Annotated in this window: 29 protein-coding genes; 13 read left to right on the forward strand and 16 right to left on the reverse strand. The window is 63.4% G+C overall.

Features of this window, described 5'->3' with window-relative positions; translation table 11 throughout:
* Positions 1–32: 32 nt before the first annotated feature.
* Positions 33–872 carry a symmetrical bis(5'-nucleosyl)-tetraphosphatase gene (locus SJI03_RS02610; protein WP_322426156.1) on the reverse strand — a complete coding sequence of 280 codons (840 nt, stop codon included), beginning with the start codon at positions 870–872 and terminating at the stop codon, positions 33–35.
* 409 nt (positions 873–1,281) lie between these two features.
* Between SJI03_RS02610 and SJI03_RS02615 the strand changes: the two genes are divergently transcribed.
* The 4 genes from SJI03_RS02615 to waaA all read left to right on the forward strand — a co-directional run bounded on the left by SJI03_RS02615 (position 1,282) and on the right by waaA (position 5,385).
* Positions 1,282–1,590: an H-NS histone family protein gene (locus SJI03_RS02615; protein WP_322426157.1), complete on the forward strand. Its 309-nt coding sequence runs from the start codon at positions 1,282–1,284 to the stop codon at positions 1,588–1,590.
* A gap of 89 nt (positions 1,591–1,679) precedes the next feature.
* The gene (locus SJI03_RS02620; RefSeq protein ID WP_322426158.1) at positions 1,680–3,062 is read left to right on the forward strand and encodes a phosphomannomutase/phosphoglucomutase; all 1,383 of its coding nucleotides are present in this window, start codon (positions 1,680–1,682) and stop codon (positions 3,060–3,062) included.
* Between the two features lie 4 nt (positions 3,063–3,066).
* The gene (waaC, locus tag SJI03_RS02625; RefSeq protein ID WP_322426159.1) at positions 3,067–4,089 is read left to right on the forward strand and encodes a lipopolysaccharide heptosyltransferase I; all 1,023 of its coding nucleotides are present in this window, start codon (positions 3,067–3,069) and stop codon (positions 4,087–4,089) included.
* 18 nt (positions 4,090–4,107) lie between these two features.
* Positions 4,108–5,385: a lipid IV(A) 3-deoxy-D-manno-octulosonic acid transferase gene (gene waaA, locus SJI03_RS02630; protein WP_322426160.1), complete on the forward strand. Its 1,278-nt coding sequence runs from the start codon at positions 4,108–4,110 to the stop codon at positions 5,383–5,385.
* Here the strand turns inward: waaA and SJI03_RS02635 are convergent.
* From SJI03_RS02635 to miaB, 11 genes are all read right to left on the reverse strand, one after another.
* Positions 5,382–6,317, reverse strand: coding sequence for a M48 family metallopeptidase (locus tag SJI03_RS02635; protein ID WP_099376575.1), 936 nt, complete (start codon positions 6,315–6,317; stop codon positions 5,382–5,384). The genes waaA and SJI03_RS02635 overlap by 4 nt on opposite strands.
* Positions 6,318–6,361: 44 nt before the next feature.
* Positions 6,362–7,102, reverse strand: coding sequence for a lysophospholipid acyltransferase family protein (locus tag SJI03_RS02640; protein WP_034746739.1), 741 nt, complete (start codon positions 7,100–7,102; stop codon positions 6,362–6,364).
* A gap of 16 nt (positions 7,103–7,118) precedes the next feature.
* Positions 7,119–7,706: a D-glycero-beta-D-manno-heptose 1,7-bisphosphate 7-phosphatase gene (gene gmhB, locus SJI03_RS02645; protein WP_322426161.1), complete on the reverse strand. Its 588-nt coding sequence runs from the start codon at positions 7,704–7,706 to the stop codon at positions 7,119–7,121.
* Positions 7,706–9,808, reverse strand: coding sequence for a glycine--tRNA ligase subunit beta (gene glyS / locus SJI03_RS02650; RefSeq protein WP_322426162.1), 2,103 nt, complete (start codon positions 9,806–9,808; stop codon positions 7,706–7,708). The genes gmhB and glyS overlap by 1 nt, the downstream gene beginning before the upstream one ends.
* Positions 9,809–9,847: 39 nt before the next feature.
* Positions 9,848–10,765 carry a glycine--tRNA ligase subunit alpha gene (gene glyQ / locus SJI03_RS02655; protein ID WP_096237792.1) on the reverse strand — a complete coding sequence of 306 codons (918 nt, stop codon included), beginning with the start codon at positions 10,763–10,765 and terminating at the stop codon, positions 9,848–9,850.
* Between the two features lie 145 nt (positions 10,766–10,910).
* Positions 10,911–12,491 (reverse strand): apolipoprotein N-acyltransferase, encoded by a 1,581-nt coding sequence (gene lnt, locus SJI03_RS02660; RefSeq protein ID WP_322426163.1) that lies wholly within the window; start codon positions 12,489–12,491, stop codon positions 10,911–10,913.
* 16 nt (positions 12,492–12,507) lie between these two features.
* Positions 12,508–13,386, reverse strand: coding sequence for an HlyC/CorC family transporter (locus tag SJI03_RS02665; protein ID WP_034746750.1), 879 nt, complete (start codon positions 13,384–13,386; stop codon positions 12,508–12,510).
* A 117-nt stretch (positions 13,387–13,503) separates the two neighbouring features.
* A complete protein-coding gene (locus SJI03_RS02670) occupies positions 13,504–13,923 on the reverse strand; it encodes a DUF4259 domain-containing protein (RefSeq protein ID WP_322426164.1) in 420 nt (139 codons plus the stop codon).
* A 4-nt stretch (positions 13,924–13,927) separates the two neighbouring features.
* Entirely contained in the window at positions 13,928–14,392 is a 465-nt protein-coding gene (ybeY, locus tag SJI03_RS02675; RefSeq protein ID WP_322426165.1) for an rRNA maturation RNase YbeY, read from the reverse strand.
* Positions 14,376–15,440: a PhoH family protein gene (locus SJI03_RS02680; protein ID WP_322426166.1), complete on the reverse strand. Its 1,065-nt coding sequence runs from the start codon at positions 15,438–15,440 to the stop codon at positions 14,376–14,378. The genes ybeY and SJI03_RS02680 overlap by 17 nt, the downstream gene beginning before the upstream one ends.
* Positions 15,437–16,804: a tRNA (N6-isopentenyl adenosine(37)-C2)-methylthiotransferase MiaB gene (gene miaB, locus SJI03_RS02685; RefSeq protein WP_322426167.1), complete on the reverse strand. Its 1,368-nt coding sequence runs from the start codon at positions 16,802–16,804 to the stop codon at positions 15,437–15,439. Before miaB ends, SJI03_RS02680 begins: the two co-directional genes overlap by 4 nt.
* Positions 16,805–17,444: 640 nt before the next feature.
* Here miaB and SJI03_RS02690 point away from each other — a divergent pair.
* Entirely contained in the window at positions 17,445–17,771 is a 327-nt protein-coding gene (locus SJI03_RS02690) for a hypothetical protein (protein ID WP_034746769.1), read from the forward strand.
* Between the two features lie 155 nt (positions 17,772–17,926).
* Here the strand turns inward: SJI03_RS02690 and SJI03_RS02695 are convergent, their stop codons facing one another.
* Complete coding sequence (locus SJI03_RS02695) at positions 17,927–18,772, reverse strand: HDOD domain-containing protein (protein WP_225242557.1); 846 nt, start codon at positions 18,770–18,772, stop codon at positions 17,927–17,929.
* The gene (locus tag SJI03_RS02700) at positions 18,769–19,107 is read right to left on the reverse strand and encodes a hypothetical protein (RefSeq protein WP_322426168.1); all 339 of its coding nucleotides are present in this window, start codon (positions 19,105–19,107) and stop codon (positions 18,769–18,771) included. The genes SJI03_RS02695 and SJI03_RS02700 overlap by 4 nt, the downstream gene beginning before the upstream one ends.
* 201 nt (positions 19,108–19,308) lie before the next feature.
* Here SJI03_RS02700 and SJI03_RS02705 point away from each other — a divergent pair, with 201 nt between their 5' ends.
* Genes SJI03_RS02705 through SJI03_RS02720 form a run of 4 tightly spaced genes read left to right on the forward strand, consistent with a single transcriptional unit; the run spans position 19,309 to position 22,066 of the window.
* Positions 19,309–20,886 (forward strand): sensor histidine kinase, encoded by a 1,578-nt coding sequence (locus SJI03_RS02705; RefSeq protein WP_099376585.1) that lies wholly within the window; start codon positions 19,309–19,311, stop codon positions 20,884–20,886.
* Between the two features lie 15 nt (positions 20,887–20,901).
* Positions 20,902–21,489, forward strand: a complete 588-nt coding sequence (locus tag SJI03_RS02710) for a DUF1697 domain-containing protein (RefSeq protein WP_322426169.1) — start codon at positions 20,902–20,904, stop codon at positions 21,487–21,489.
* Positions 21,489–21,890 (forward strand): DUF3224 domain-containing protein, encoded by a 402-nt coding sequence (locus tag SJI03_RS02715; RefSeq protein WP_099376587.1) that lies wholly within the window; start codon positions 21,489–21,491, stop codon positions 21,888–21,890. The genes SJI03_RS02710 and SJI03_RS02715 overlap by 1 nt, the downstream gene beginning before the upstream one ends.
* Positions 21,887–22,066 carry a hypothetical protein gene (locus tag SJI03_RS02720; RefSeq protein ID WP_099376588.1) on the forward strand — a complete coding sequence of 60 codons (180 nt, stop codon included), beginning with the start codon at positions 21,887–21,889 and terminating at the stop codon, positions 22,064–22,066. Before SJI03_RS02715 ends, SJI03_RS02720 begins: the two co-directional genes overlap by 4 nt.
* An 82-nt stretch (positions 22,067–22,148) precedes the next feature.
* Here the strand turns inward: SJI03_RS02720 and SJI03_RS02725 are convergent, their stop codons facing one another.
* Positions 22,149–22,553 carry a hypothetical protein gene (locus SJI03_RS02725; RefSeq protein WP_158301082.1) on the reverse strand — a complete coding sequence of 135 codons (405 nt, stop codon included), beginning with the start codon at positions 22,551–22,553 and terminating at the stop codon, positions 22,149–22,151.
* 331 nt (positions 22,554–22,884) lie between these two features.
* Between SJI03_RS02725 and SJI03_RS02730 the strand changes: the two genes are divergently transcribed.
* Genes SJI03_RS02730 through SJI03_RS02745 form a run of 4 tightly spaced genes read left to right on the forward strand, consistent with a single transcriptional unit; the run spans position 22,885 to position 24,999 of the window.
* Positions 22,885–23,238, forward strand: coding sequence for an ArsR/SmtB family transcription factor (locus SJI03_RS02730; RefSeq protein ID WP_099376590.1), 354 nt, complete (start codon positions 22,885–22,887; stop codon positions 23,236–23,238).
* A 7-nt stretch (positions 23,239–23,245) separates the two neighbouring features.
* A complete protein-coding gene (locus tag SJI03_RS02735; protein ID WP_099376591.1) occupies positions 23,246–23,671 on the forward strand; it encodes a YeeE/YedE family protein in 426 nt (141 codons plus the stop codon).
* Positions 23,668–24,099, forward strand: coding sequence for a DUF6691 family protein (locus SJI03_RS02740; RefSeq protein ID WP_099376592.1), 432 nt, complete (start codon positions 23,668–23,670; stop codon positions 24,097–24,099). The genes SJI03_RS02735 and SJI03_RS02740 overlap by 4 nt, the downstream gene beginning before the upstream one ends.
* A 42-nt stretch (positions 24,100–24,141) precedes the next feature.
* Positions 24,142–24,999 (forward strand): ChaN family lipoprotein, encoded by an 858-nt coding sequence (locus SJI03_RS02745; protein ID WP_322426170.1) that lies wholly within the window; start codon positions 24,142–24,144, stop codon positions 24,997–24,999.
* Positions 25,000–25,016: 17 nt separating this feature from the next.
* Here SJI03_RS02745 and SJI03_RS02750 read toward each other — a convergent pair whose 3' ends face one another.
* Positions 25,017–25,844: an IclR family transcriptional regulator domain-containing protein gene (locus tag SJI03_RS02750; protein ID WP_322426171.1), complete on the reverse strand. Its 828-nt coding sequence runs from the start codon at positions 25,842–25,844 to the stop codon at positions 25,017–25,019.
* Positions 25,845–25,871 lie beyond the last annotated feature (27 nt).

Raw genomic sequence — 25,871 nt, forward strand, 5'->3', positions numbered from 1 at the left:
TCGACTAAGCATATGCGCGCCATGCTTGCCATTTAGCGCTTGCCGCTGTGCTGCTGGAAGGCGGGGCAATCGACTTGCAGCAAGGAGCGGTCTTCCAGGCACACGGCCGACAGTTTTCCACCCCAGACGCAGCCGCTATCGAGGCCGATCAGGTGTTCCCGCAACTGCAGTCCCAGCGCCGACCAGTGGCCGAAGACGATGGTGTCGCCGGCGCTGCGCCGTCCCGGCACGTCGAACCACGGCAGCAGGCCGGAGCCCGGTGGCGGGCTGCCGCTCTCCTTCATCTTGAAGTCCATCACGCCGTCCGGCGTGCAAAAACGCAGCCGCGTCATGGCGTTGACGATGCAGCGCAGCCGGTCGGCGCCCTGCAGGTCGTCGCGCCAGGCGGCCGGCTCGTTGCCGTACATGGTGCGCAGGAAGGCCGCCCACTCGTCGCTGCGCAGCATGGCGGACACTTCCCCGCTCAGGGACAGGGCCTGGGTCGCGCTCCATTGCGGCAGCAAGCCCGCGTGCACGAGAACGTGGCCATCGTGTTCCAGCGCCAATGGTCGCCGGCGCAGCCAGTTGATCAACTCGTCGCGGTCGGGCGCGTCGAGGATCTCGGCCAGCGTATCGGACGCATGCTCGGGGCGGATGCCGTTGGCCACGGCCAGCAGGTGCAAGTCATGGTTGCCCAGGACGCTGTCGGCCAGGCCCTGCTGCGCCAGCGCGTGCACGTGGCGCAGGGTGGCCAGCGAGGCCGGGCCGCGGTTGATCAGGTCGCCCGCGAACAGCAGGCGGTACGGGCCATCCGCTGCCGCCTGGATCCGTTCGATCAGTTCGACGGTTTGTGCATGGCAGCCTTGCAGATCGCCGATAAAGTAAGTTTTCATATGTGCCGGGGTGAAGTGAACTATGCGCCTGCATTATAAGCATGCCGGCCCATTGGCGTCGGCTGCATTGCCGGCAATTTCCCGATTGCGAGTCTGGCCGGCGGAAGAAAATAAGGGCGCCGATTATGGCCGCAGGGGGATTTAATTGGGCGGAACTTTCCACTGTCATATATCGGTCATTATCTTGCGGCACGCCGCTCAGGCATGCCGGAATGCCATTTTATCCATGTTTATTTACCTCCACGCACGCTTCCTGCATATTCTTCATTTAATCTTAATGTTGGGCCGCCAAATAAATCGGGAGTCGTGATTCAATTGGCGATGGATTATGCAATGGTGCGCAGGTATTTATGCAATGTAGTATATTCCACGTGATTTTATTATTTAAATTAATATAAAGGATGTACCAATGGATCTGTCGACGCTGACGATGCTGGAATTGCGCAAACTGGAAGATAATGTCAAGCAGGAATTGAGCGGCCGCGAACGTGAAGACTTGAACAAGGCGCGCGAACAGATCATGGCCATCGCGCAGCAGGCGGGCATTCCGCTGAAACAGCTGATACTCGACGGTTTGCACCCGCGCACGGGCAAAGTCGCCGTGCGTTACCGCCATCCTGACAATGCAGCCGAGCAATGGACAGGCCGTGGCCGCCAGCCGCTGTGGGTCAGGCAGTGGGTGGAATCGGGCAAGTCGATCGATCTGCTGCGCGTATAATTCGGTATACTCTTGGCGCAGTAGCAAGCTGTCAGCCCCGCGCTGCACCTCGCCAGGCACCCTATTGACCCTCTTATACCGCCCACACCATGCTTCCATTGTCCAGAACGATCTTCAAGGCCTACGATATTCGCGGCATCATCGCTAAAACCCTCGATGCCAGCGTGGCCCACAAGATCGGTCAGGCATTTGGCCAGGCTGCCCTGGCCAAGGGCGAGCAGCGAGTCGTGATCGGCCGCGATGGTCGCCTGTCGGGACCGGAATTGACGGCGGCGCTGGCGCAAGGCTTGCAAGCGGCAGGCGTCGATGTGATCGACCTGGGCGTGGTGGCCACGCCGATGGTGTACTTCGGCACGAATGTGCTCGACACGCGCTCGGGCATCATGGTCACGGGCAGCCACAATCCACCCGACTACAACGGCTTCAAGATGGTGCTGGCCGGTGAAGCGATCCACGGCGAAGCGATCCAGGCCCTGTATCACAGCATCGTCGCGCATGACGGTAGCGCCAGCGCCACGCCGGGTAGTTATGCCACGCATGATATCCGCGCCGCCTACCTGCAGCGCATCCTGGGCGACGTCAAGCTGGCGCGTCCGATCAAGATCGCCGTCGACTGCGGCAATGGCGTGGCCGGCGCATTCGCGGGCGACCTGTTCCGCGGCATGGGTTGCGACGTCATCGAACTGTTTTGCGAAGTCGATGGCAATTTCCCGAACCACCACCCGGACCCGGCGCATCCGGAAAACCTGCAAGACCTGATCCGCTGCCTGGCCGAGACGGATGCCGAAATCGGCATCGCCTTCGACGGCGACGGCGACCGCCTGGGCGTGGTCACCAAGGATGGCCAGATCATCTACCCTGACCGCCAGATGATGCTGTTCGCCGCCGACGTGCTGACCCGCCACCCTGGCGCGCAGATTTTGTACGACGTGAAATGCACGCGCCACCTGGCGCCGTACATCACCAAGCATGGCGGCGTGCCGCTGATGTACAAGACGGGCCACTCGCTGGTGAAAGCCAAGCTGCGTGAAACGGGTGCGCCGCTGGGCGGCGAAATGAGCGGCCATATCTTCTTCAAGGACCGCTGGTACGGTTTCGACGACGGCCTGTATTCGGCCGCGCGCCTGCTGGAAATCCTCACGCGCGAAGCCGATCCGTCAAGCCTGCTGAACTCCCTGCCGCAGTCCGACAGCACGCCGGAATTGCACCTGGAACTGAAGGAAGGCGAGAACGTCGCGCTGATGGACATGCTGCGCCGCGACGCCGTCTTCCCCGGCAATGAACAGATCATCACCATCGACGGCCTGCGCGTGGAATACGCGGACGGCTTCGGCCTGGCCCGCTCGTCGAACACGACGCCGGTGATCGTCATGCGCTTCGAAGCGGAAACGCCGGAAGCCCTGGCGCGCATCCAGGGACAGTTCAAGAGCGTGATCCTGGCCGCCAAGCCAGACGCCGTGCTGCCGTTCTGACAGCATGGCGGCTCAACCTGGCGCACAGGCGCCCTTGAAAATCCTGCTGGTGCGGGTGTCTTCGCTGGGCGACGTGCTGCATAACCTGCCGATGGTGGCGGACATCGCCCGCCATTTCCCGAACGCGACCATCGACTGGGTGGTCGAGGAGGGCTACACGAGCCTGGTGCGCCTGAATCCGCGCGTGGCTACCATTTTCCCGTTCGCGCTGCGGCGCTGGCGCAAGAGCCTGGGCAAGAAAGAGACGCGCGCGGAAATCGCCGCCTTCTTCCGCAGCCTGCGCCAGACGCAGTACGATTATGTGTTCGATACCCAGGGCTTGCTGAAGACGGGCATCATCATGGGCGCGGCGCGCCTGGCACCGGGCGGACAGAAAGTCGGCCTGGCCAATGGCAGCGAAGGTTCCGGCTATGAAGGCATCTCGCGCCTGTTCCACACGAAAAGCATTCCGCTCGATCCGCGCACGCATGCGGTGGCGCGCGGCCGCCTGGTGGCGGGCGCGGCACTCGGTTACACGGTCGACACGCCGGCCGATTTCGGCTTGCCGGAAGTATCCGGCAGCGAGCCGCGCCCGGACTGGATGGGCGAGGCGCCTTACTGCGTGTATTTCCACGGCACGGCGCGCGACGCCAAGAAATGGGCGCCGGAAAACTGGATCGCCCTGGGCCAGGCGCTGGCACCGATGCCGATTCTGCTGCCCTGGGGTTCGCCCAAGGAAAAGGCGGAAGCCGAACAAGTGGCGGCCGGCTTGCCGAATGCGCGCGTGCTGCCGAAGCTGTCGATGGGCGACGCCACCCTGCTGGCGCGCCACGCGGCGCTGGTGGTCGGCGTCGACACGGGCCTGACGCATATCGCCGCCGCCTTCGTGCGTCCGACGGTGGAAATCTATGCCGATTCGCCGCTGTGGAAAACGGAAGGCAACTGGTCGCCGAAAATCATCAACCTGGGCGACAAGGGCGCGCCGCCCGGCGTGCCGGACGTGCTGGCCGCAGCGCAGCGCCTGCTGGCCGACTATCCTCCCGCCTGACTTCAACATTAAACAAACATGCGACTTCTTTATACCCTTGCCTGGTGGCTGGCCTTGCCCCTGGTGCTGGCGCGGCTGTGGCTGCGCGGACGCCAGGAACCCGGCTATCGCCAGCACTGGGGCGAGCGCCTGGGCTTTTACGGCCGCCGGGCCACACCGCTTCCTGACACCATCTGGCTGCACGCCGTCTCCGTCGGTGAGACGCGCGCGGCCGAGCCGCTGATCGATGCGCTGCTGGCCGCATGGCCGGCGTGCCGCATCGTCCTCACGCACATGACACCGACGGGACGCGCCACGGGCAAGTCCCTGTTCGCCAAACACGGCGCGCGCCTCGTGCAAAGCTACCTGCCATATGACACGGGCGCCATGCCGGCCCGTTTCATCCGCCATTTCGCGCCGCGCATCTGCATCCTGATGGAGACGGAAGTGTGGCCGAACCTGATCCACCAATGCAATCGCTACAAAGTGCCCGTGGTGCTGGCCAATGCGCGCCTGTCGCAGCGCTCGCTGGGCAAGGCGCAGCGCCTGGGCAAGCTGATTGCCGATGCGGCGCGCGGCATCACCCTGGTGGCGGCGCAGACGCAGGACGACGCCGATCGCGTGCGCCAGCTGGGTGTGCAGGAAGTCGTTGTCACGGGCAGCATCAAGTTCGACGTCGTCGTGCCCGAGGCGGCCCTGGCGACGGGCGCCTGGCTGCGCGGCGCCATCGGCCAGCGTCCCGTGCTGCTATGCGCCAGCACGCGCGAAGGGGAAGAGCAGCTGATTCTCGATACCTATACCCGTGCCAGCTTGCCTGCGAATGCGCTGCTGCTGGTCGTGCCGCGCCATCCGCAGCGTTTCGACGAGGTGGAAAAACTGGTCGTGGCGCAGGGCCTGGCCGTGCAGCGCAGGTCCGGCCTGGCGCAGGACGATACCGTTTCTGCGGGCACGCAGGTGTTGCTGGGCGATTCGATGGGCGAGATGTTTGCGTATTACGCAGCCTGCGATTGCGCTTTCGTCGGCGGCAGCCTGCTGCCGCTGGGCGGGCAAAACCTGATCGAGCCGGCAGCCCTGGGCAAGCCCGTGCTGATCGGCCCGCACACCTTCAATTTCGCGCTGGTCACCGAGCAGGCGATTGCCGCAGGCGGCGCCGCGCTGGTGGCGGATGCCGATGCGCTGATGGCGCAGGCATCGGCGCTGCTGCAAGATCCTGCGCGTCTATCGTCAATGGGAGAAAAAGCGCTGGCGTTTGCGAACCAGCACCGGGGCGCCACGCCGCGGACCGTCGCGGCCATCCGGCCTTTGCTGCCAGCTTAATTGAACAGGACTGGCAGCTCCTGCGAGCGTTTTCTGAGTGCCTGCTTGGCGCCATCGTAATCGGGATAAATCGATTCCACGGTGGCCCAGAAGCGGGGGCTGTGGTTCATTTCCAGCAGGTGCGACAGTTCATGCGCCACCACGTAGTCGATCAGCGGCAGGGCGAAGTGGATCAGGCGCCAGTTCAGGCGGATCTTGCGCTCGATGGTGCAGCTGCCCCAGCGCGTGCCGGCCGACGACAGCGACAGCGAGTCATAGCTTACGCCCAGCTTGTCCGCATACACGTCCAGGCGCGCCTCGAACAGCTGGCGCGCTTCATGCTGGAACCAGCCCTTCACTTTTTCCTTCAATTGCTGCTCGCTGCCCGTGGGCGTGACCCATACGTGCAGCTCATTCGTCTCGCGCTGGAAGCTGGCGCGGTGGCGCGGCGCCTGGTGCAATCTTAAGGTGATGTCGCCGCCGAGGTAGGGCAGCACGGCGCCGTCGACCCAGGCCACGGGCGGGCGCTGCTGGCGCTGCACCTTGCGCTCGCCCCGTTCCAGCAGTTTCGAGACGATCCAGCCTTGCTTGGCGCGGATGGCGTTGTCGATTTCGGCCAGGGTGACACGCTTGGGTGCCGTCACGCGCAAGCCGTTATCGTCGATCATGAAGCCGATGGAACGGCGCGTGGAACGGCGCAGGGCGAATTCGACGAGGTGGCTGCCCAGCTGCAGCTGGCGCAGCGGCGGGCCATCGGCGGTGCGTGGCGGGGAGGGAAGGACAGGGCGTGCGGGAGGCGTGGCAGGCGCCGGTGGCGGCGCCAGGGGAACTACAGGCTTCGCCTCCACGGGCGGCGCTGGCGGTGCCGTGGGGCGCACCGCCGGGGGCGTGCTGGTCGAGACGTCATGCGCGAACAAATCCAGTTGCTGGTCGCCGACCTTGATGGTCTTCATCTGCTGGCGCAGTGTCGGCTCCTGGATGACCGCGCTGATGCCGTCTAGCCAGCGTTGTAGGCGTGAGGCGAAATGACGCGCATTTCTGATTCTATCCAATTTTCCACCTGTTGCATCATGCTGTCCGGGGTTTGCCCTTCCGGCGAAATCGGTTTGCCTATCGAGACGGTGATCAGTCCCGGGCGTTTGAGGAATGACTGCTTGGGCCAGCACTCGCCTGAATTGTGCGCAATCGGCACCACCACGGCACCCGTGGCAATCGCCAGACGCGTGCCGCCGCTCTTGTACTTGCCCGCCTGGCCGACGGGAATGCGGGTCCCTTCAGGGAACATGATAATCCATTGGCCATCGGCCAGGCGGCGCTTGCCATGGGCCACGACGCTCTTGAACGCATGCTTGCCCTGCTTGCGGTCGATGGGGATCATGCGCAGCAGCGCCATGGCCCAGCCGAAGAACGGGATGTACAAAATCTCCTTCTTGAACACATACACGAGCGGGCGTGGCAAGCTTGGCAGCAAGAAGATGGTTTCCCAGGCCGACTGGTGCTTCGACAGCACGATGGCCGGCGCATCGGGGAAGTTCTCGGCGCCCTTGACTTCGTAGCGGATGCCGCAAATGACCTTGGCACACCACAGGATAAACACGTTCCAGCGCGAGGTGACCCAATAGCGCTTGTTGTAGCTCAATGGCGCGGCGAAAAAGCACACGCAGGCCCAGACGATGGTGGCCACGATCATGATGATCATGAACAGCAGGGATCGCAGGAACAGGGAAATATTACGCAATGCGGTTCTCCGAAGATTAGATGCTGAATGCCACGGCGGGCGCCGATGCTGCGGGCGCCTTGAGCAGGTGGCTGACGACGGCGGCCAGGTCGGGGAAGACCTGGGTGCCAGGCGGCAGGCCACCCGTTTCGTTGGTCTTTTCGCCCTTGCCCGTCAACACCAGGTAGGGCACGCAACCGCTGATGAAACCGGCCTGCAGGTCGCGCAGCGAATCGCCGACCGTGGGCACGCCTTTCAGGCTGGTGTTGTAGCGCTGCGAAATTTCATGAAACATGCCCGGTTTCGGCTTGCGGCAGTCGCAATTGTCCGCGCCCGCGTGCGGGCAAAAGAAGATGGCGTCGATATCGGCGCCCACCTGCTGCGCCAAGGTATGCATCTTCTGATGGATCGCGTTCAAGACCGTCATGTCGAAGTACTCGCGCGCGATGCCAGACTGGTTCGAGGCGATGACCACGCGATAGCCAGCCTGGTTCAGGCGGGCGATCGCTTCGAGCGAACCGGGTATCGGCAGCCATTCGGCAGGCGACTTGATGAAGTCCGGCGAGTCATGATTAATGACACCGTCGCGGTCGAGAATAATCAGTTTCAGCGCCGGCGTGCCCATTATGCCGCCAGCTTGGAAATGTCGGCCACGCGGTTCATCATGCCGTGCAAGGACGACAGCAAGGCCAGGCGGTTGTTGCGCAGGGCGACATCCTCGGCCATCACCATCACGTCATTGAAGAAGCCATCGACATCGTCGCGCAGCTGCGCCAGCGTTTGCAGGGTGCTGGTGAAGTCGCCCTTGGCAAAGGCCGCGTCGACTTCCGGCTGCACGCGCGAGACGGCGGCGGCGAGTTTTTTCTCCGCTTCGTCCTGCAGCAGCGCCACGTTGACGCCGCCGGCGGCGACCTGGCTCACGGCTTCCTCGTTCTTTTTCAGGATGTTCGTGATGCGCTTGTTGGCGGCTGCCAGCGAGGCGCTTTCCGGCAGGGCGGCAAACGCCTGCACGGCTTCCAGGCGTTGCACGATGTCATCCAGGCGGTCCGGGTTTTGCGCCACGACGGCTTCGATTTCATTCGGCGAGAAACCGCGTTCGCGCAGGATGCCGCGCAGGCGATCCAGCATGAAGGTGGTGACATCCGCGACCGGATCCTTGAAGCCTGGTACGGCTGCGAACTGCGCAGCGGCATCCGCCAGCAAGCCCTGGATCGACAAAGGCAAACGTTTTTCCAGCAGCATGCGTAGCACGCCCAGCGCATGGCGGCGCAGCGCGAACGGATCCTTGTCGCCCGTCGGCGCCAGGCCGATGGCCCAGATGCCGACCAGGGTTTCGAGCTTGTCGGCCAGGGCCACGGCGGTGCCGGTGGCGGTGGCTGGCAGGCTGTCGCCGGCAAAGCGCGGCTGGTAGTGTTCGGAGGCGGCCAGCGCCACTTCTTCGGGCTCGCCGTCATGGCGCGCGTAGTAGGTGCCCATGATGCCTTGCAGTTCGGGGAATTCGCCCACCATGTCGGTCAGCAGGTCGGCCTTGGCCAGCAGGGCGCCCCGTTCGGCCAGGGCGACGTCATATTGCAGCTTGGCGGCGATGGCGCCGGCCAGCGACTTGACGCGCTCTGTGCGCGCAGCCTGCGTGCCCAGCTTGTTGTGGTAGACGACGTTGGCCAGCAGCGGCAGGCGCGATGCCAGCGTTTTCTTCTTGTCTTGCTCGAAGAAGAACTTGGCGTCGGACAGGCGCGGGCGCACGACGCGCTCGTTGCCGCCGATGATGTGCTCGGGCGTGTCCGTCTCGATGTTCGAGACGATCAGGAAGCGCGAACGCAGCTTGCCTTCGCTGTCCGTCAGCGCGAAATATTTCTGGTTGGTCTGCATGGTGAGGATCAGGCATTCCTGCGGCACGGCCAGGAATTCTTCCTCGAAGTGGCATTCATACACGACCGGCCATTCGACCAGGGCGGTCACTTCATCGAGCAGCGCTTCGGGCATCAAGACCTGGTCGGCGCCCGCCTTGTCCAGCAACTGGGCGCGGATGCGTTCCTTGCGTTCCTCGTTGCTGGCGATGACGCTGGCGTTGAGGATCAGGGACGGCGCATAGTTTTCCGCGTGCGCGATGGTGATCGGTTCGCCGTCGGTGAGGAAGCGGTGGCCCAGGGTGGTGCGGCCGGCGCTCAAGCCCAGCAGGGTCAATGGCAGGATATTGATGCCATGCAGGGCGATCAGGCTGTGGGCAGGACGCACGAATTGCACGGTGCTGCCGTCCGGGCGCTGATAGCTCATCAGCTTTGGAATCGGCAGCTTGGCGGCCGACTCGGTCAATGCTGCCTGCGCGCCGGTGGCGAGCTGGCTGCCCGGCGCCGTGTAGGTGTAGAAGAAGCTTTCGGCCTTGCCGTCGGCGGCGCGTTCCAGCTCGGCCACCGTCAGGTCGGGGAAGCCCAGCGCGGCCAGTTTCTTGGCCAGCGGCGGCGTGCCGTTGCCGTTCGCGTCCAGCGCCACGGAGACGGGCAAGACTTTTTCACGGATCGATTTGTCGGGCGAGACTTCGCGCACGTTGGTGATGGAGACGGCCAGGCGGCGCGGCGAGGCATAGCTGGTGGCGACGCTGTCGGCTTCCAGGAAGTCGCGCGCCTTCAGGCCGTTGACGATGCCGGCTGTGAAGGCGGCGCCCAGTTTGGCCAGCGCTTTCGGCGGCAGTTCTTCGGTCAGCAGTTCGATGAGCAGTGTTTGGTTCATGGTGTTCTTGTCTGGTACGGCGGTGTATGAGCTAGGCGATCAAGCGGCGGCGGGTTGGTCTGCGGCGGGCAGCATCGGGAAGCCGAGGCGCTCGCGCGAGTCGTAATACGCTTGCGCCACCAGGCGCGACAGGGTGCGCACGCGGCCGATATAGGCGGCGCGTTCCGTCACCGAGATGGCGCCACGTGCGTCCAGCATATTGAAACTGTGCGAGGCCTTCATGATTTTCTCGTAGGCGGGCAGGGTCAGTTGCAGCTCAATCAGGCGCTTCGCTTCCGCTTCGTAGTTGCCGAACTGTTCGAACAGCAGGTCCGTATTCGCGTGCTCGAAGTTGTAGGTCGATTGCTCCACCTCGTTCTGGTGGAAGACGTCGCCGTAGGTCAGCTTCTTGGTAATCCCGTTTTCTTCCCACTCGGTCCACACCAGGTCATACACGTTTTCCACGCCTTGCAGATACATGGCCAGGCGTTCGATGCCGTAGGTGATTTCGCCCAGCACGGGCTTGCAATCGAGGCCGCCCACTTGCTGGAAGTAGGTAAATTGGGTCACTTCCATGCCGTTCAGCCAGACTTCCCAGCCCAGGCCCCAGGCGCCCAGGGTCGGGCTTTCCCAGTCGTCTTCGACGAAGCGCACGTCATTCTGCTGCAAGTCCAGGCCCAGCGCGGCCAAGGAACCCAGATACAGGTCGAGGATGTTTTCCGGCGCCGGCTTCAAGACCACCTGGTACTGGTAGTAGTGCTGCATGCGGTTCGGGTTTTCGCCATAGCGGCCATCTTTCGGGCGGCGCGACGGCTGCACATACGCGGCGCGCCACGGTTCCGGGCCGATCGCGCGCAGGAAGGTGCCGGTGTGGAAGGTACCGGCGCCGACTTCCATGTCGTAAGGCTGGAGCAGGGCGCAACCTTGCTTGTCCCAATAGGTTTGCAAGGTCAGGATAATTTGTTGAAATGTGAGCATCGTATGAGTTCGCCGCGCGGGAGACTGCGCGCTGTTAAGGTTTGCTTGAAGCCCGGACGCTGTTGGGCTAGCGTCCGGGCCGGGGTTTTGCTAATTTTAGCGGTTTTTACGGACCCACTGTGACTCTTCGGGCAATATCGGCCGCTTATTGCTGCGCGGCGCGGCCACGACGGGCGGCGCGCGACAGCAGGAAGGCCGCCAACAGGGCCAGCGCGGCCAGGGCCAGCACCAGTTTATTGCCGTAGAGAATGTATGGCGTCATGCCGCCCATGCCTTGCACCTTGGCCGCCAAGGTGGCTTGCTGTTCCGGCGGCAGCAGGCTTTGCACCACGCCCTTGCCGTCGATGACGGCCGTGGCGCCCGTGTTCGTCGAGCGCAGCATGGGGCGGCCCGTTTCCAGGCTGCGCATCTGCGAAATCTGCAGATGCTGCGGGATGGCGATCGAATCGCCAAACCAGGCCAGGTTCGAAATATTCAGCAGTACGGACGCCGACTGCTTGCCATGGCGGTGGGCGCTGGCCAGCTGGGCGGCGATTTCCTCGCCAAACAAGTCTTCATAGCAGATATTCGGCAGCACCAGCTGGTCGCGCACGGGCAAGGGCGCTTGCACCTCGGCGCCGCGGCCCATGTCGCCCAGCGGGATGGCCATCATGGCAACGAACCAGTGCAGGCCAGGCGGCACGAATTCGCCGAACGGCACCAGATGGTGCTTGCGGTACTGGTAATACGGTCCCGGCGTGCCGTTGGGTGTGATCCCCAGTGCCGCATTGTAGAAGCGCTGCTGCTCGTCGAGTACGGGCATGCCGACCAGAATCGTGCTGCCCGTCTGCTGTGAATACGTCGCCAGATTGTCCAGATAGCCGGGTGGCAGTTGGTGCGGCAGCACGGTGACGGCCGTTTCCGGCGTGGCGATCAGGTCGGCCGGCGCGCTGGTGATGGCGCTCTGGTACATCTGCAGGGCGCCCAGCACGAAGCCGGGATCGAATTTCTGCTGTTGCGGCACGTTGCCCTGCAACAGGCGCACCGTGATCGGGCGCCCGACCGGGTGCGTCCACGCCACGTACTGCAAGCCGATGCCGGCCGCGTACAGGGCGATGACGCCGCCCAGCGCAAACCAGCGCGTGCGGTGTGTGAGCAGCAGCAGAGCGCCGGCGGACAGCGCCGCCAGCCAGCCCAGGCCATACGCGCCGACGACGGGGGCAAAGCCGGCCAGCGGGCTGGCATTGTGGGCGTAACCGGTGGCCAGCCACGGGAAACCTGTAAACAGCCAGCCGCGCGTCCATTCGAACAGCGTCCAGGTAGCGGGCAGAACCAGCAGGGTCATGGCGGGCAGGGACAGCACCCAGCGCTGGCGCAGCCAGGCGGCAGCGCCCATGGCCAGGGCCACGTAAATGGCCATCAGGAGTGCCAGCAGGGCCACGGCTATCACCGCGATCGGCGCGGCCATGTCGCCATAACGGTGCATGGAAATGTACAGCCAGTGCGTGCCGGCCGCGCACCAGCCGAAGCCATAGGCCCAGCCGATCAGCGCGCCGCCCTTGACGCTGGACGACCGCAGCACCTGGTAGAACAGCACGCCCAGGCTGAGGATTTGCAGGGGCCAGTAGCCGAAAGGGGCGAACGCCAGCACCGCGACGGCGCCGGCGACGGCAGCAGTCAGCATGCGCGCCCACGTGCTGCGGGGCGGTTTGGCGGGGGCGTTGGGATCGACGCGTCTGAAACGCATTTACAGCACGCGCATGTCAGAGTTCCAGTTCCGGCACGTTGGGCAGGCGCTCGACGAGCAGCACGTGCACCTGGCGCGCATCGGCGCGCAGCACCTCGAAGCGCAAGTTGCCCAGGTCGAAAATATCGCCCTTGTGCGCCATGCGGCCCAGGTACTTCGACACGAGGCCGCCGATGGTGTCGACGTCGTCGTCGACCAGGTGGCTGCCCACTTCCTCGTTGAACTGTTCGATCTCGGTCAGCGCCTTGACGCGCCAGCGGGGGCCGAACTGGCCTTCCTTGAGCGAGAGGATATTGTCCTCGGCTTCGTCGAAGTCGTATTCGTCCTCGATGTCACCGACGATCTGTTCCAGCACGTCTTCGATGGTGATCAGGCCGGCGACGCCGCTGTATTCATCGACGACGATGGCCATGTGATTGTGGTTGGCGCGGAAATCGCGCAGCAGCACATTCAGGCGTTTCGATTCGGGGATGAAGATGGCGGGGCGCAGCATGTCGCGGACGTCGAAAGTTTCTTCTGCGTAATAACGCAGCAAGTCTTTCGCCAGCAGGATGCCGATGACCTTGTCGCGCTCGCCTTCGATCGCGGGGAAGCGCGAGTGGGCGGTCGACAGGACTTCCGGCATCCATTCCTCGATCGGCTTGCTGATGTCGATGACATCCATTTGCGAACGGGGAATCATGATGTCGCGCGCACAGAGATCCGATACCTGGAACACGCCTTCGATCATCGACAGGGCGTCGGCGTCGATCAGCTTGCGTTCATGCGCATCGTGTAGAACTTCGAGCAATTCTGCACGGTTCTCTGGCTCGGGGGAAATGAGTGCGGTCAGGCGTTCAAACAGTGACCGGTGGGGCTTGACGTCAGTTCTGACGCCACTAGGGTGCTCGGGCATAGGAGGCGTGAGCCGTTGTTGCGAAGGGATATAGGATACACCAAAAGTGGGGGAATACCGGATTTCCCCGCTTTTGATGCAAATTTAATACGTTGAAGTGCGCCGTTGCCCGACGTTTCAGGCGTCCGGGCCCAGCACACGGGCGCGCAGGGCCGCCACGTCGGCCTGCCAGTCGGCGAAATGCTCGCTGTCCTGCCACAGCTGGCGCAGTTCCGACGACTCCGCCATGATGCGCTCGAAGGCCAGGCGCGCTTTTTCCAGCAGCGGCGGCGTGACTTTCTTCTTGCAGGCGGCCACCCATTCGTCCACTTCCGCGGTGGCCGGGTCATCCTCGCCCGGCTTGCCTTGCAGGCGCGCGATCACGTCCAGCGCGGCCAGCGCTTCGGCGGCGAACGGTGCTTCGAGTGCCGCTTCCTGGCTGTCGATGACGTTGTCGAGCGTCGTCTCGACCAGTTCCAGGGTTTTATATTCGTGCAAGTCCTGCGCCCAATCCATGGCGTAGTCGTTGCCGAAGGCGTCAAGTGCCCAGGTTCCCATGCGCTTATTCCTTGTACGGGTCGGTGATGCCGAGCTTTGCGAGGATGTCCGTTTCCAGGCCCTCCATCTCGGTGGCTTCCTCGTCATCCATGTGGTCGTAGCCCTGCGCATGCAGCACGCCATGCACGATCAAATGGGCCGTGTGCTCTTCCACGCTCTTCTTTTGTTCCGCCGCTTCCTTTTCCAGCACGTCCGTGCACAGGATGATGTCGGCGCGCGTCGGCTCGTCGTCATGCAATTCTTCGCCTTCGTTGTAGGCGAACGTCAGCACGTTGGTGGCGTAATCCTTTTCGCGGTAGTCGCGGTTCAGGCTGCGGCCTTCTTCCGCGTCGACGAAGCGGATGGTGAATTCGGCCGGCGCGAACAGGGCCGCCTTGACCCAGCGGCGCACTTTCGAGCGCGTGATCAGGGTTTCCAGGCGGGTATCCGGGTATTGCACGGACAAGGACAGTTTATTTTTTTCGGACATTTTTGGCAGCAGCTGGTTTCAATAAGGGAAGTAACTGGGCGGCGTCGGCACTGGCCGCCTGCGCCGTTTCATAGGCGTCGACGATGCGCGCGACGAGCGGATGGCGCACCACGTCGGTGCTGTTAAATTGCGTGAAGCCGATGCCGCGCACGTCTTTCAAGACGTGCACGGCGTCGATCAGGCCGCTCGTCTGGCTCTTGTGCAGGTCGACTTGCGTGACGTCGCCCGTCACCACGGCCTTGCTGCCAAAGCCGATGCGCGTCAAGAACATCTTCATCTGTTCGACGGTGGTGTTTTGTGCCTCATCGAGGATGACGAACGCGTGGTTCAGGGTGCGCCCGCGCATGTAGGCCAGCGGGGCGATCTCGATCACCTGTTTTTCAAACAGTTTTTGCGTGCGGTCAAAGCCCAGCAAATCATACAGCGCATCGTAGAGGGGACGCAGGTACGGGTCGACCTTTTGCGCCAGGTCGCCCGGCAGGAAGCCCAGGCGCTCGCCCGCTTCGACGGCGGGGCGCGTCAAAATGATGCGCTTGACGGCGTCCCTTTCGAGCGCATCGACGGCGCAGGCGACGGCCAGGTAGGTTTTACCCGTGCCGGCCGGGCCGACGCCAAAGCTGATGTCGTGTTCGAGGATGTCGCGCAGGTAGGCGATCTGGTGCGGCGTGCGTCCGCGCAAGTCGGAGCGTCGCGTTTTCAGCACGGGGCTGGCGATGTCCGGCTCGACGAAGGTACTGGCGGGCGCGTTGGCGTGGTGTTCCGAGGCGGCGGACAGGCCCGCGCGCTGTTCCACCAGGGCCAGCTGCACTTCTTCCAGCGGCACGACCTTGTTGGCGATGGCGTAGAACTGTTCGAGGATTTCCACGGCGCGCGCGGCATTGCTGCCGCCGACGATGAACTTCTCGCCGCGGCGGAAGATCGTTACGTCGAGAGCGGCGGAAATCTGGCGCAGGTTTTCATCGAGGGGGCCGCACAGATGCGCCAGGCGCGTGTTGTCGAGCGGCTCGGGGATGAAGTAATGCGGCTGTATCGGGGCTTTGGTTTTCAACTGGCTCTTTTCAATGCGGGTGCGCTGGCGACGAGTTCGCCGCGCAGGGTGTAGGAATGGCTTTCGGTGATGCGCACGTCGACCAGCTGGCCGATCAATTGCAAACCGTCGGGGCCGGCGTCGAAATTGACCACGCGGTTGTTCTCCGTGCGGCCTTGCAGTTCACTGTCATCGGTGTCCTTCTTCGAACGGCCTTCGACGAGGATGGTTTGCACCGTGCCCACCATGGCCAGGCTGTACTTGCGCGTGTTGGCGTCGATGGCCGCCTGCAATTGTTGCAGCCGGGCCAGCTTGACTTCATGCGGCGTGTCGTCTTCCAGGCTGGCGGCCGGCGTGCCGGGGCGCTTGCTGAAGATGAAGCTATAGCTGTTGTCGAAGCCCACGTCGGCGATCAGCTTCATCATGGCGTCGAAGTCGGCCTGGGTTTCTCCAGGGAAACCGACGATGAAGTCCGACGAAATGGCCATGTTCGGGCGCACGGCGCGGATGCGGCGGATGATGGACTTGTATTCGAGGCCCGTGTAGCCGCGCTTCATGGCGCCGAGGATCTTGTCGGAACCGTGCTGCGCCGGCAGATATAAATGGTCGACCAGTTGCGGGATCTTCGCGTAGGCGTCGATCAGGCGCTGCGTGAATTCCTTCGGGTGGCTGGTGACGAAGCGCATGCGTTCGATGCCGGGGATATCGGCCACGTATTCGAGCAGCAGGGCGAAGTCGGCGATCTCTCCGCCTTCCATCGCACCGCGGTAGGCGTTCACGTTTTGCCCCAGCAGGGTGATTTCCTTGACGCCCTGGGCGGCCAGGCCCGCCACTTCCGTCAGCACGTCCTCGAAGCGGCGCGACACTTCCTCGCCGCGCGTGTAGGGCACGACGCAGTAGCTGCAATATTTGCTGCAGCCTTCCATGATGGAAACGAACGCCGAAGCGCCTTCCACCTTGGCTGGCGGCATGTGATCGAACTTTTCAATCTCCGGAAAGCTGATGTCCACCTGCGAGGCGCCGCTGGAGCGGCGCAGTTCGATCATCTGCGGCAGGCGGTGCAGGGTCTGCGGGCCGAAGACCATGTCGACATACGGCGCGCGCTTGACGATGGCGTCGCCTTCCTGCGACGCCACGCAGCCGCCCACGCCGATCAGCAGGTGCGGCTTGGCCAGTTTCAGCTCGCGCAGACGGCCCAGGTCGGAAAACACTTTTTCCTGCGCCTTTTCGCGCACTGAGCAGGTGTTGAGCAGGATCACATCGGCGTCTTCCGGCGTGTCGGTGCGCACCAGGCCATCGGAGGCGCCCAGCACGTCGGCCATCTTGTCCGAGTCGTACTCGTTCATCTGGCAGCCGAAGGTTTTAATGAATACTTTTTTCTGCATGGCGTCGGGCGCTTATCGGTAAGTGTGGCGGCAAACAAGATGGTTGGGCAGGATGCTGCAGCGCAGGGGGCCGCTCAGGGTGGGGCGCGGTGGATGACCGGCCGGGCGCCTCTGGCTGCCCGGTGGCAGGCTCACTGCAAGTTCAGGCCATAGTTTAGCGTAAATCGCCGGGGCGGGCCATGTTGTGCTTACCTTGCCGACAAGGTTGCCGCCTGTATATGCCGCCCTGGGTCGTGATGCCTAAAAGCATTTATTGCCGTGCGACACCATTGATTTGTAACAAGTTGCTGCAAAGCCTTGTGTGCGCCCGCTGGCATCCTAATGTGTTGAAATAGCATCGTTGCCAAGCCAACCAGCAGCTTGATTGATATTTAACAATCAGGAAGTTTGCGCGAGGCGCAGATGCCGCGTGTTTGGGCTAGTATATTGTCTTATATGCAATTCATTTCAGTGAATTGCACGTGTTTTTACTCACGCGGCAAGTTGCGTACGTTGGCTGGGCGTGGCAGTGCGAGTCCTGGCAGGCAGTGCGATAAGGAGGGAGGGTTGAATTCGATGGAGGACGTTTATTTGAACACTCTAAGCCAGCCTTAAGTTCGTATCGGCATTATTTTCTACATTCACCAGACGAGGAAAAATCATGGCACATCATGCATTAGCATCGCAAGAGAGTTACAACCCGAACCACCTGCTGGACATTCTGCTGAGCAAGATGCAGCTGAAAAACGATGCAGCCCTGTCGCGTCTGCTCGAGGTGGCGCCACCTGTCATCAGCAAGATCCGCCACCACCGCTTGCCGGTCGGCGCCTCGCTGCTGATCCGCATGCACGAAGTGACGGGCATGAGCATCCGTGACCTGCGCGACTTGATGGGCGACCGCCGCACCAAGTATCGTCTGTCCGACGCCCAGGGCCGTCCAAAAGCGGAAGACCGCGGCGATGCGCAAGAATCGAATTACGCGCACTGATGTGGCGGTTGCGCGCTGACTGTGCCGCTTGCGTAGCTGCTGGCGGCAACAGGCTGGCGTGGACCGGGCAGCATGGACTGGGCAACATGAACGTATTGCAGTACCCCTAACGGCTTTCGCCTCGCAGCGAGAGCCGTTTGCGTTTGCGGCAGTGTTTAGCTCAGCAGTGCAGAGGTGATTTCGTCGTAGCGCAGCTCCGTTTCGCGGAACAGTTGCAGATACGTGTCTTCGCCCAGGCCCAGCGCATCCCAGGCCACCGGCGAGACGCGCGGCACCATGTCGTCGCCCGCCTGCGCCAGGTCCAGCGCGCAGACGACGGCATTGGCCACGTGGATCAGCGACGCGAGGAAGCCTGCCCCCGGCGTTTCCGGCTGCAGGTAGTTGCCCAGCGCCAGGCGCATCGTGTCGGAAAAGTTCCAGTGCTCGGCCAGCGCCACGCCAGCCTGCACGTGGTCCACGCCCAGCACGGTTTGTTCCGCTTCGAGCAGGCTGCAATCGTGCGCTGCCTGGTGCGCGATGACTTGCGCATAGTGCGCGGGAAAACTGCTGACCAGCACCAGGCGGCCGATGTTGTGCAGCAAGCCGGCCGTGAAGGCGTAATCCTGGTTGAAGCGGATCTGCCGCGCCAGCACCTTGGCGCAGGCGGCCGTCGCCACCGAATGGCGCCAGAAGGCCTTGTCGTCGAAGCCGGGGCAGCGTCCTTCCGGGAAGCAGCCCGTGATGGCGGCCGACGTGATGAGGCTGCGCGTGGTCTGGAAGCCCAGGTACGTGATCGCCTGCTGGATGGTGGTGGCCTTCACTTGCAAGCCATATTGGGACGAGTTGGCCAGGCGCAGGGTTTTTGCCGTCAGCGCCTGGTCGTACGACACTTTTTTGGCCAGCACGGAAATATCCACGTCTTCCTGGTCGATGCTGTTGAGCAGTTCCATCACGACGGCGGGCAGCGAGGGTAAATCATCGAGGTGGGCGACGATGTCGTCGAGCGTCAGCTGGGTGCTCATGCGGCCTCTCCCGTGCCCAGACGGTAAGCCGTGACATAGGCGCGCAGCAAGGTGGTGGCCGCGTCTTCGGGATTATCCGGGTCGTGCTTGCGGAACAGGTAATCGAGCCGTTCGCTGTCGGCAGCCTGTTGCGCGGCGATTTCCTCGGGCGAGGGGGGCGGCGCCTGGATCGGCAGCATGTCGATATTGTGTCGGGGCATCAGGGCCAGCATGTTTTCCGTCAATACCGCGCCTTGCGGCAACAGCACTTGTCCATGCGCATCGAGCAAGACATCCGACAAGACCATGCCAGGACGAACTTGTTCCAGGGGTAGATGTTGATGCATGACCGCCATGACGACTCCTTAGATGATTGCGGGATATTACCATTGCCATGACGCAATGTCTCAACCTGTATCAAGGCCTGGTGGAAAACGGCATTGCTGTAAATCTTGCCAATAAGCATGTCATACCGTACATTTGATTCAGGCTGTTGTCCGCTGACGTCTGTGCGCCCGCGCCGCGGGCCGGCGGCCTGGCCCGGGGAGTATTGATCGATGGTGAGTATCCAAGTCCGGCTGACCCTGCTTTTTGTCGTGATCGTCACCCTGGTGCTGGGCATTTCGGGTAGCTATACCCAATATACCTTGAGCAAGGAACTCGAATCGGGCAGCGCGCGCCTGCGCAGCGGCGTGCTGACGCGCTTGCAGACCAGCTTGCCTTCCGCCCTGTGGGACCTCGACAAATCCAAGGTCGACAGCATCGTCGCGGCCGAAATGCTGCCGCCGGAACTGGTCGGTATCCGCGTCTACGACGCCTCCGTCGGTCTGTTCGCCGGCGAAGTGCGCGACGCGGCCGGCACCCTGGTGCCGTTGACCGCCGACGTGGCCATGGGCGGCACGCCCGTCGAGGCGCCGCTGGTGTTCCGCGACGCCGTGGCCGCAGCCACGGGCGGCAAGCCGGTGATCGTCGGCAAGGTCATCGTCAATTTCAGCCGCGCCCAGATCGATGCGGCCCTGCGCGGCGAAGTGCGGCGCAAGGTGCTGGAAGTGTTGCTACTTGACATCATTTTGGTGGGCGCCCTGGCGCTGAGCCTGCGCATCGTCTTCGGACCCTTGAAACAGTTGCGCGACGGCTTGTTCGACCTGGCGACGCGCGGCAGCGACGAGGTCGAAGAGCTGCCGGAAAACCGGCGCGACGAGCTGGGCGACGTGATCCGCGGCTTCAATGCGGTGCAGCGCAAGCTCAAGTCCATCATCGAGGGCAGTCGCGAGGCGGAAGACATGGCGCGCCGCTCGCAGCAGGCAACGGCGCAGGCCATGGACGAGCTGCGCCGCGCGCAGGAATCGTTGCTGCAGTCGGAACGCCTGGCCTCGCTGGGCAGCCTGGTGGCCGGCGTGGCGCATGAAATCAACACCCCGGTCGGCATCGCGCTGACCAGCGCCTCGGTGCTGAAGGAAGCCACCGATGAGATCAGCGCGGCGGTGGCCGGCGGCAGCGTGAAAAAGACCGATATCGTGCGCTACTTGGAAACGGCCGGCGAGAGCGCGCGCCTGATCATGAACAATGCCTACCGCGCCGCGCACCTGATCCACAGCTTCAAGCAGATCGCCGTCGACCAGGTCAGCGAGGCGCGCCGTTTATTTGAATTGCGCGACTATATCGGCGAGGTAATCTCGAGCCTGCAGCCGACCCTGAAAAAGACGCGCATCCGCATCGATATCGATTGCCCGCCCGGCATCATGCTCGACAGCTATCCGGGCGCGCTGGCGCAGGTGCTGACCAACCTCGTCCTGAACTGCGTCGAGCACGCCTTTGATGCGGACACGGACGGCCATATCCATATTGGCGTGCACGGCGACAACGACTGGATCGCCATGCAGGTGCGCGACAATGGCCGCGGCATCGCGCCCGATATGCTCGACCGCGTGTTTGACCCGTTTGTCACCACGCGGCGCGGACAGGGCGGCACGGGCCTGGGCTTGAATATCGTATTCAACTTGATTGCCAAGCAGTTTGGCGGCACCATCACGGTCAGCAGCACCTTGGGGCAGGGCGCGACGTTCCTGCTGCGCCTGCCCAAGGTGACGCCATTGCCGGAAGGCGCCGCCAGCGTTCCTGCCGGCCAGGCATAGGCAAGGAGGCAAGATATGGCACAGATGGAAAACAGTCAGCAAGTGGCGCTTTTGCGCGGGATCAATGTGGGCCGCGCCAAGCGCGTGGCCATGGCCGACTTGCGCAAGCTGCTGGGCGACCTGGGTTTTGCGCAGGTGCGCACCGTGCTCAACAGCGGCAATGTCGTGTATGACGGCGGCAAGGTCGCGCCGGCCGACGCCGCTGCCCGCATCGAGGAAGCGCTGGTGCTGAAGCTCGGTGTGGCGGCCAGGGTGACGGTGCTGTCGGCCAGCCAGTTTGCCGAACTGATCGAACAAAACACGCTGGCGCCGGCGGCCGACGCGGCGCGTCTGCTGACCTTGGTGCTGAACAATCCGGCCGACATGCAGCGCCTGGCGCCCTTGCTGCAGCGGCCGTGGCAGCCGGAAGTGCTGGCGCTGGGCCAATGGGCCGCGTATGCCTGGTGTCCCGATGGCGTGTTGGCCAGCAAGGTGGTGGCGGCGCTGGGCGTGCTGCTGGGCGATGGCGTCACCTCGCGCAACTGGGCCACCATGCAAAAATTACATGCGCTGCTGAACGGGCCGGAGGCGGCCGCTACCTCTTTATTTGCAAAGGAGCACTGATGCCTACCATTACAGGCGAATTCAATGTCACCATCACGCCGGAAACCTTGTCGGATACGGCCGCGCAATCGGGGCTGGGACGCTTGTCGCTCGACAAGCGCTACCACGGCGCCCTCGACGCCAGCGCACAGGGCGAGATGCTCAGCGTGCGCGCCAGCGTGGCCGGCTCGGCAGGCTATGTGGCGCTGGAGCGGGTGGAAGGCAGCCTGGACGGGCGTCATGGCAGTTTTTATTTGCAGCATAGCGGCACGATGACGCGCGGCGCGCCCGCCTTGTCGGTGACGGTGGTGCCCGATACGGGGACGGAGCAGTTGCAAGGACTGTCGGGCAGCCTGGCCATCCGCATCGAGGGCGGCAAGCATTATTATGATTTCACGTACGAGATCGCTGAAGCGCCATGAACTGGGATATCGTCAAGGGCGTGCTGATCTTGCTGGTTGCCGTCAGTGCTCTGGGCACGGCCTTCGTGCTCATTTCCGCCTCGGGCACGGACAAGGCGGCCTGCATCGCGCGCGCCCTGAAATCAGGCATTCCTGTGGGTAATATCGAACGGGTGTGCCGCTTGCTGGACAAGTGAGACCTGACGAATGACGTGGCCAAAAAAATTCCGCGCAAGGCGGAATTTTTTTACTGAGGCAGCATCGGCCGCCGAATTGGGGTCAGCTATCGAATTTTTCCTGTTTTTCACCGTGCATGCTAAAGGCCAGCAAGCCCAGTCCCACCAACAACATCGAGACCATGCTCGCTTCCGGCACGGGCGGCGGCACGTTCGCCTGCTGTACCGCAGGGATGGCGGCCGTGGGCGGCGGCAGTGCGCCCTGGCGCGCACCGGCGCTGCGCCAGCGCGGGGTGGCATTGAGCGTCGTGCCCTGCGCCAGCAGGCGCGCATACGGCAAGTCCTGTGTATCCCAGCCGGGATTGTTCGCAGTATTAGTGAAACCGAGACTTTCGTCGCTCACGACATGCGCGCGTGCTGTGGGCGGGGGACTGGCGCTGGCCGCCACATTGCCGGCACATGCCGACAGCGCCAGCATGGCCATGCCTAGCGGCTGAAGTATCTTCATCTTTGACTCCCTGGTTCACCGTGCGGTGCGGCCGAAACCGGCCTGCGCCTGGACGGACAATGCGCCTGTACGGGGGCGTATCACGATTTTTCTGATGAGGCCTTATTACAGCACAAATCGTGTCAATTTTGCTACGTATATTTGCTTTAAATTACGAATATTTATCATTTTGATAGCGCGAAGGCTATCGCTGCCGCACACTTGGCATGAGCACGCTATCGTCGAAAAACACTGTTGTTTTTTTGTGCGAATCGCCAGCAGGAAAACAGTATATTGATTAGTATATTGTTTATCGCATGATGATCAATATGACCGCCTGTGGGAGGGCAAGATGGAGACAGTTGCAACACAACACGCCGAATACAACCTCGACGCCATGCGTGGCTCGGCCTACAAGGCCAGCTCGCTGCTCAAGGCCATGGGCAATGCCGACCGTTTGATGCTGCTGTGCCAGCTATCGCAGGGCGAGCATTGCGTCAGCGACCTGGAACAGAAAGTGGGCATCGGCCAGCCGACCCTGTCGCAGCAGCTGGGCGTACTGCGCGAAGAGATGCTGGTGGCCACGCGGCGCGACGGCAAGCAGATCTATTACCGCGTCGCCAGCGCGCCCGTGCTGGCCGTGCTGCAAGTGCTGTACGCGCAATTTTGCGCCCCGCGCGCCACCTTCAACGACGAAGCGGATTGATACTGCCATGAGCATAGCCTGGCAGCACTTCACGCCATGGGCCTCGCTGGCCGGCGGCATGCTGATCGGCCTGGCCGCTGCCTTGCTGATGCTGTTCAATGGCCGCATCGCCGGCATCAGCGGCATTGTCGCCGGGATGCTGCGCCCGCGCAGTGGCGACCTGGGCTGGCGCATCGCCTTTCTTGCCGGCCTGGTCGGCACGCCCCTGCTGTATCAGCTGTGGCATGCCTTGCCGCCCGTGCAGATCGACGCGGGTACGCCCGCCCTGATCGTCGCGGGCCTGCTGGTGGGTGTGGGCGTGCGCTACGGCGCCGGCTGCACCAGCGGCCACGGCGTATGCGGCCTGTCGCGCCTGTCGCCCCGTTCGCTGGCGGCCACGTGTGCCTTCATGGCGGCCGGTTTCTTCACCGTCTATCTGTTGCGCCACCTATGAGTAGACTACTCCTTTCCCTGTTGAGCGGCCTCGTCTTTGGCTTGGGCCTGATCGTCTCCGGCATGAGCAACCCGGCCAAGGTGCTTGGTTTCCTCGACTTGGCGGGCGCCTGGGACCCGTCGCTGGCGCTGGTGATGGGCGGCGCCATCGGCGTGGCCCTGCCGGCCTTCTGGCTGGCGCGGCGGCGCACCAGGTCGCTGCTGGGTGAAACCATGCAATTGCCGGCATCGCGGCGCATCGACCGGCGCTTGCTGCTGGGCAGCCTGGCCTTTGGCGCGGGCTGGGGCATCGCCGGTTTCTGTCCCGGCCCCGCCCTCGTGTCCCTGCTGGCGGGCCAGCCGAAGGCGTGGCTGTTTGTGAGCGCGATGCTGGCCGGCATGGCCCTGTTTGAAGTGCTGGAGCGCCGCAAGCTGCCCGCGCCGGCCTGAGACGGTACAATCTGGCGCATCGCCACTTTGGATTCCGCTTACATGACAACCGTGATTTTCCGCGCCGGCGCGCGCGCCGCCCTGCTGTGCAGCGTGCTGGCGCTGGCCGCCTGCGGCAGCTTGCTGAAGAAAGACGCTCCGCCCGCTCCTGTGCCCGTGGCTGACACCTTGCCCAATCCGCAAGTGCTGCTGCTGGGCGAAGTCCATGACAATGCGCAAGGCCAGCGCCTACGCGTGGAGGAATTGCGCCGCCGCCTGGCGACCGGCTGGCGTCCCGTGATTGTCATGGAACAGTTCGACCGCGAAAACCAGGCCTTGCTGACGCGCGCCGCGCGCGATTGCGCCGACCCCGATTGCATCATCCGCGTGATGGAACAGCCGCGCTGGGACTGGAGCTTGTACCGCCCCGTGCTGGACCTCGTCATCAGCTACCAGCTGACCCTGGTCGCCGGCAATCTGTCGCCCGCCGATGCCTCGCGCATCGTACGCGACGGCATCCAGTGGTCGATGCCGCCCGCCATGGTGGCCACCTACCTGGCCGCGCCCGTGCCGGCCGATATCCTCGACGGGCAACAAAAGGAAGTCCAGGCGGCCCGTTGCAACATGCTGCCCGACATGATGATCAAAGGCGTCGTCAACGCCCAGGTGGCGCGCGATATCTGGATGGCCAAGCTGATCCGCGACCAGGCGCCGCGCGACGTGGTGCTGATCGCCGGCAACGAGCATGTGCGCAAGGATATCGGCGTGCCCCGCTGGCTGAAACTGGCCGACCCGCAACTGAACCTGCGCAGCATCGGCTACCTGGAGCAGGGTAGCACCGGTTTCAAGGGCACGTTTGACCTGACGCAAACGATGCCGGCGCAACCGCGCCCGGACCCGTGCGCCAAATTCAAGAAATAAGGTTCAAGCAATAAACGCTACTGCTGCACCCGCACCAGGGCGCTGACCCGGCTGGCCGTATCGAGCAGTTTCGGCAGACTGTGTTCCAGCAGATGCGCCACGGACGGCCCCGCCGTCTGGCCGCTGACGTTGATCGCCGCCACCACCTTGCCGGCCCGGTCGAACACGGGCGCGGCCAGGGCGATCAAGCCCTGTTCCAGTTCTTCCTGCACCAGGCACCAGCCCTGGCGTCGCACTTGTGCAATCTCTTCCATCAAGACGTCGATATCGACCTTGGTCGCCGGCGTGATTTTCAGCAGCGCCATCTTCGACAGCCGTTCGCGCAGCACGTCGGGCGCCAGGCCCGACAGTAAAACCCGTCCCATCGAGGTGCAATAGGCGGGCAGCCTGCTGCCAATGCCCAGGTTGATCGACATGGTGCGGTGCGCGGACAGGCGCACCACATACACGATGTCGTCGCCGTCGAGCACGGTGGCTGAGCACGACTGGCGCAAGGTCTGCATCAATTCTTCCAGCAGCGGCTGCGCCTGCGTCCACACGGGCAGGGATGACAGGTAGGCGTAACCGAGGTCGAGCACCTTGGGCGTCAAACGGAACAGCCGCCCATCCGCTTCCACGTAGCCAAGATGCAACAAGGTGTGCAGGATGCGCCGCGCGCCCGCGCGCGTCAGCTGCGCCCGTTCCGCCACTTCACTCAGGGTCTGTTGCGGCGCATCCGCGCCAAAGCTGCGCAGCACGGCCAGGCCCCGCGCGAACGATTGCACATAGCTGTCGCCTGGGCGCGGTGCGCCATCGGCATCGACGGTGTCTTCGGCGGAGAGGGAGGTGCTGCTGCGTGCGGTCATGGCAATTCCAATTGATCAAGGTGGCAA

The organism is Janthinobacterium sp. GMG1 (assembly GCF_034427795.1).
In the GTDB taxonomy this organism is placed as follows: Bacteria; Pseudomonadota; Gammaproteobacteria; order Burkholderiales; family Burkholderiaceae_D; genus Janthinobacterium.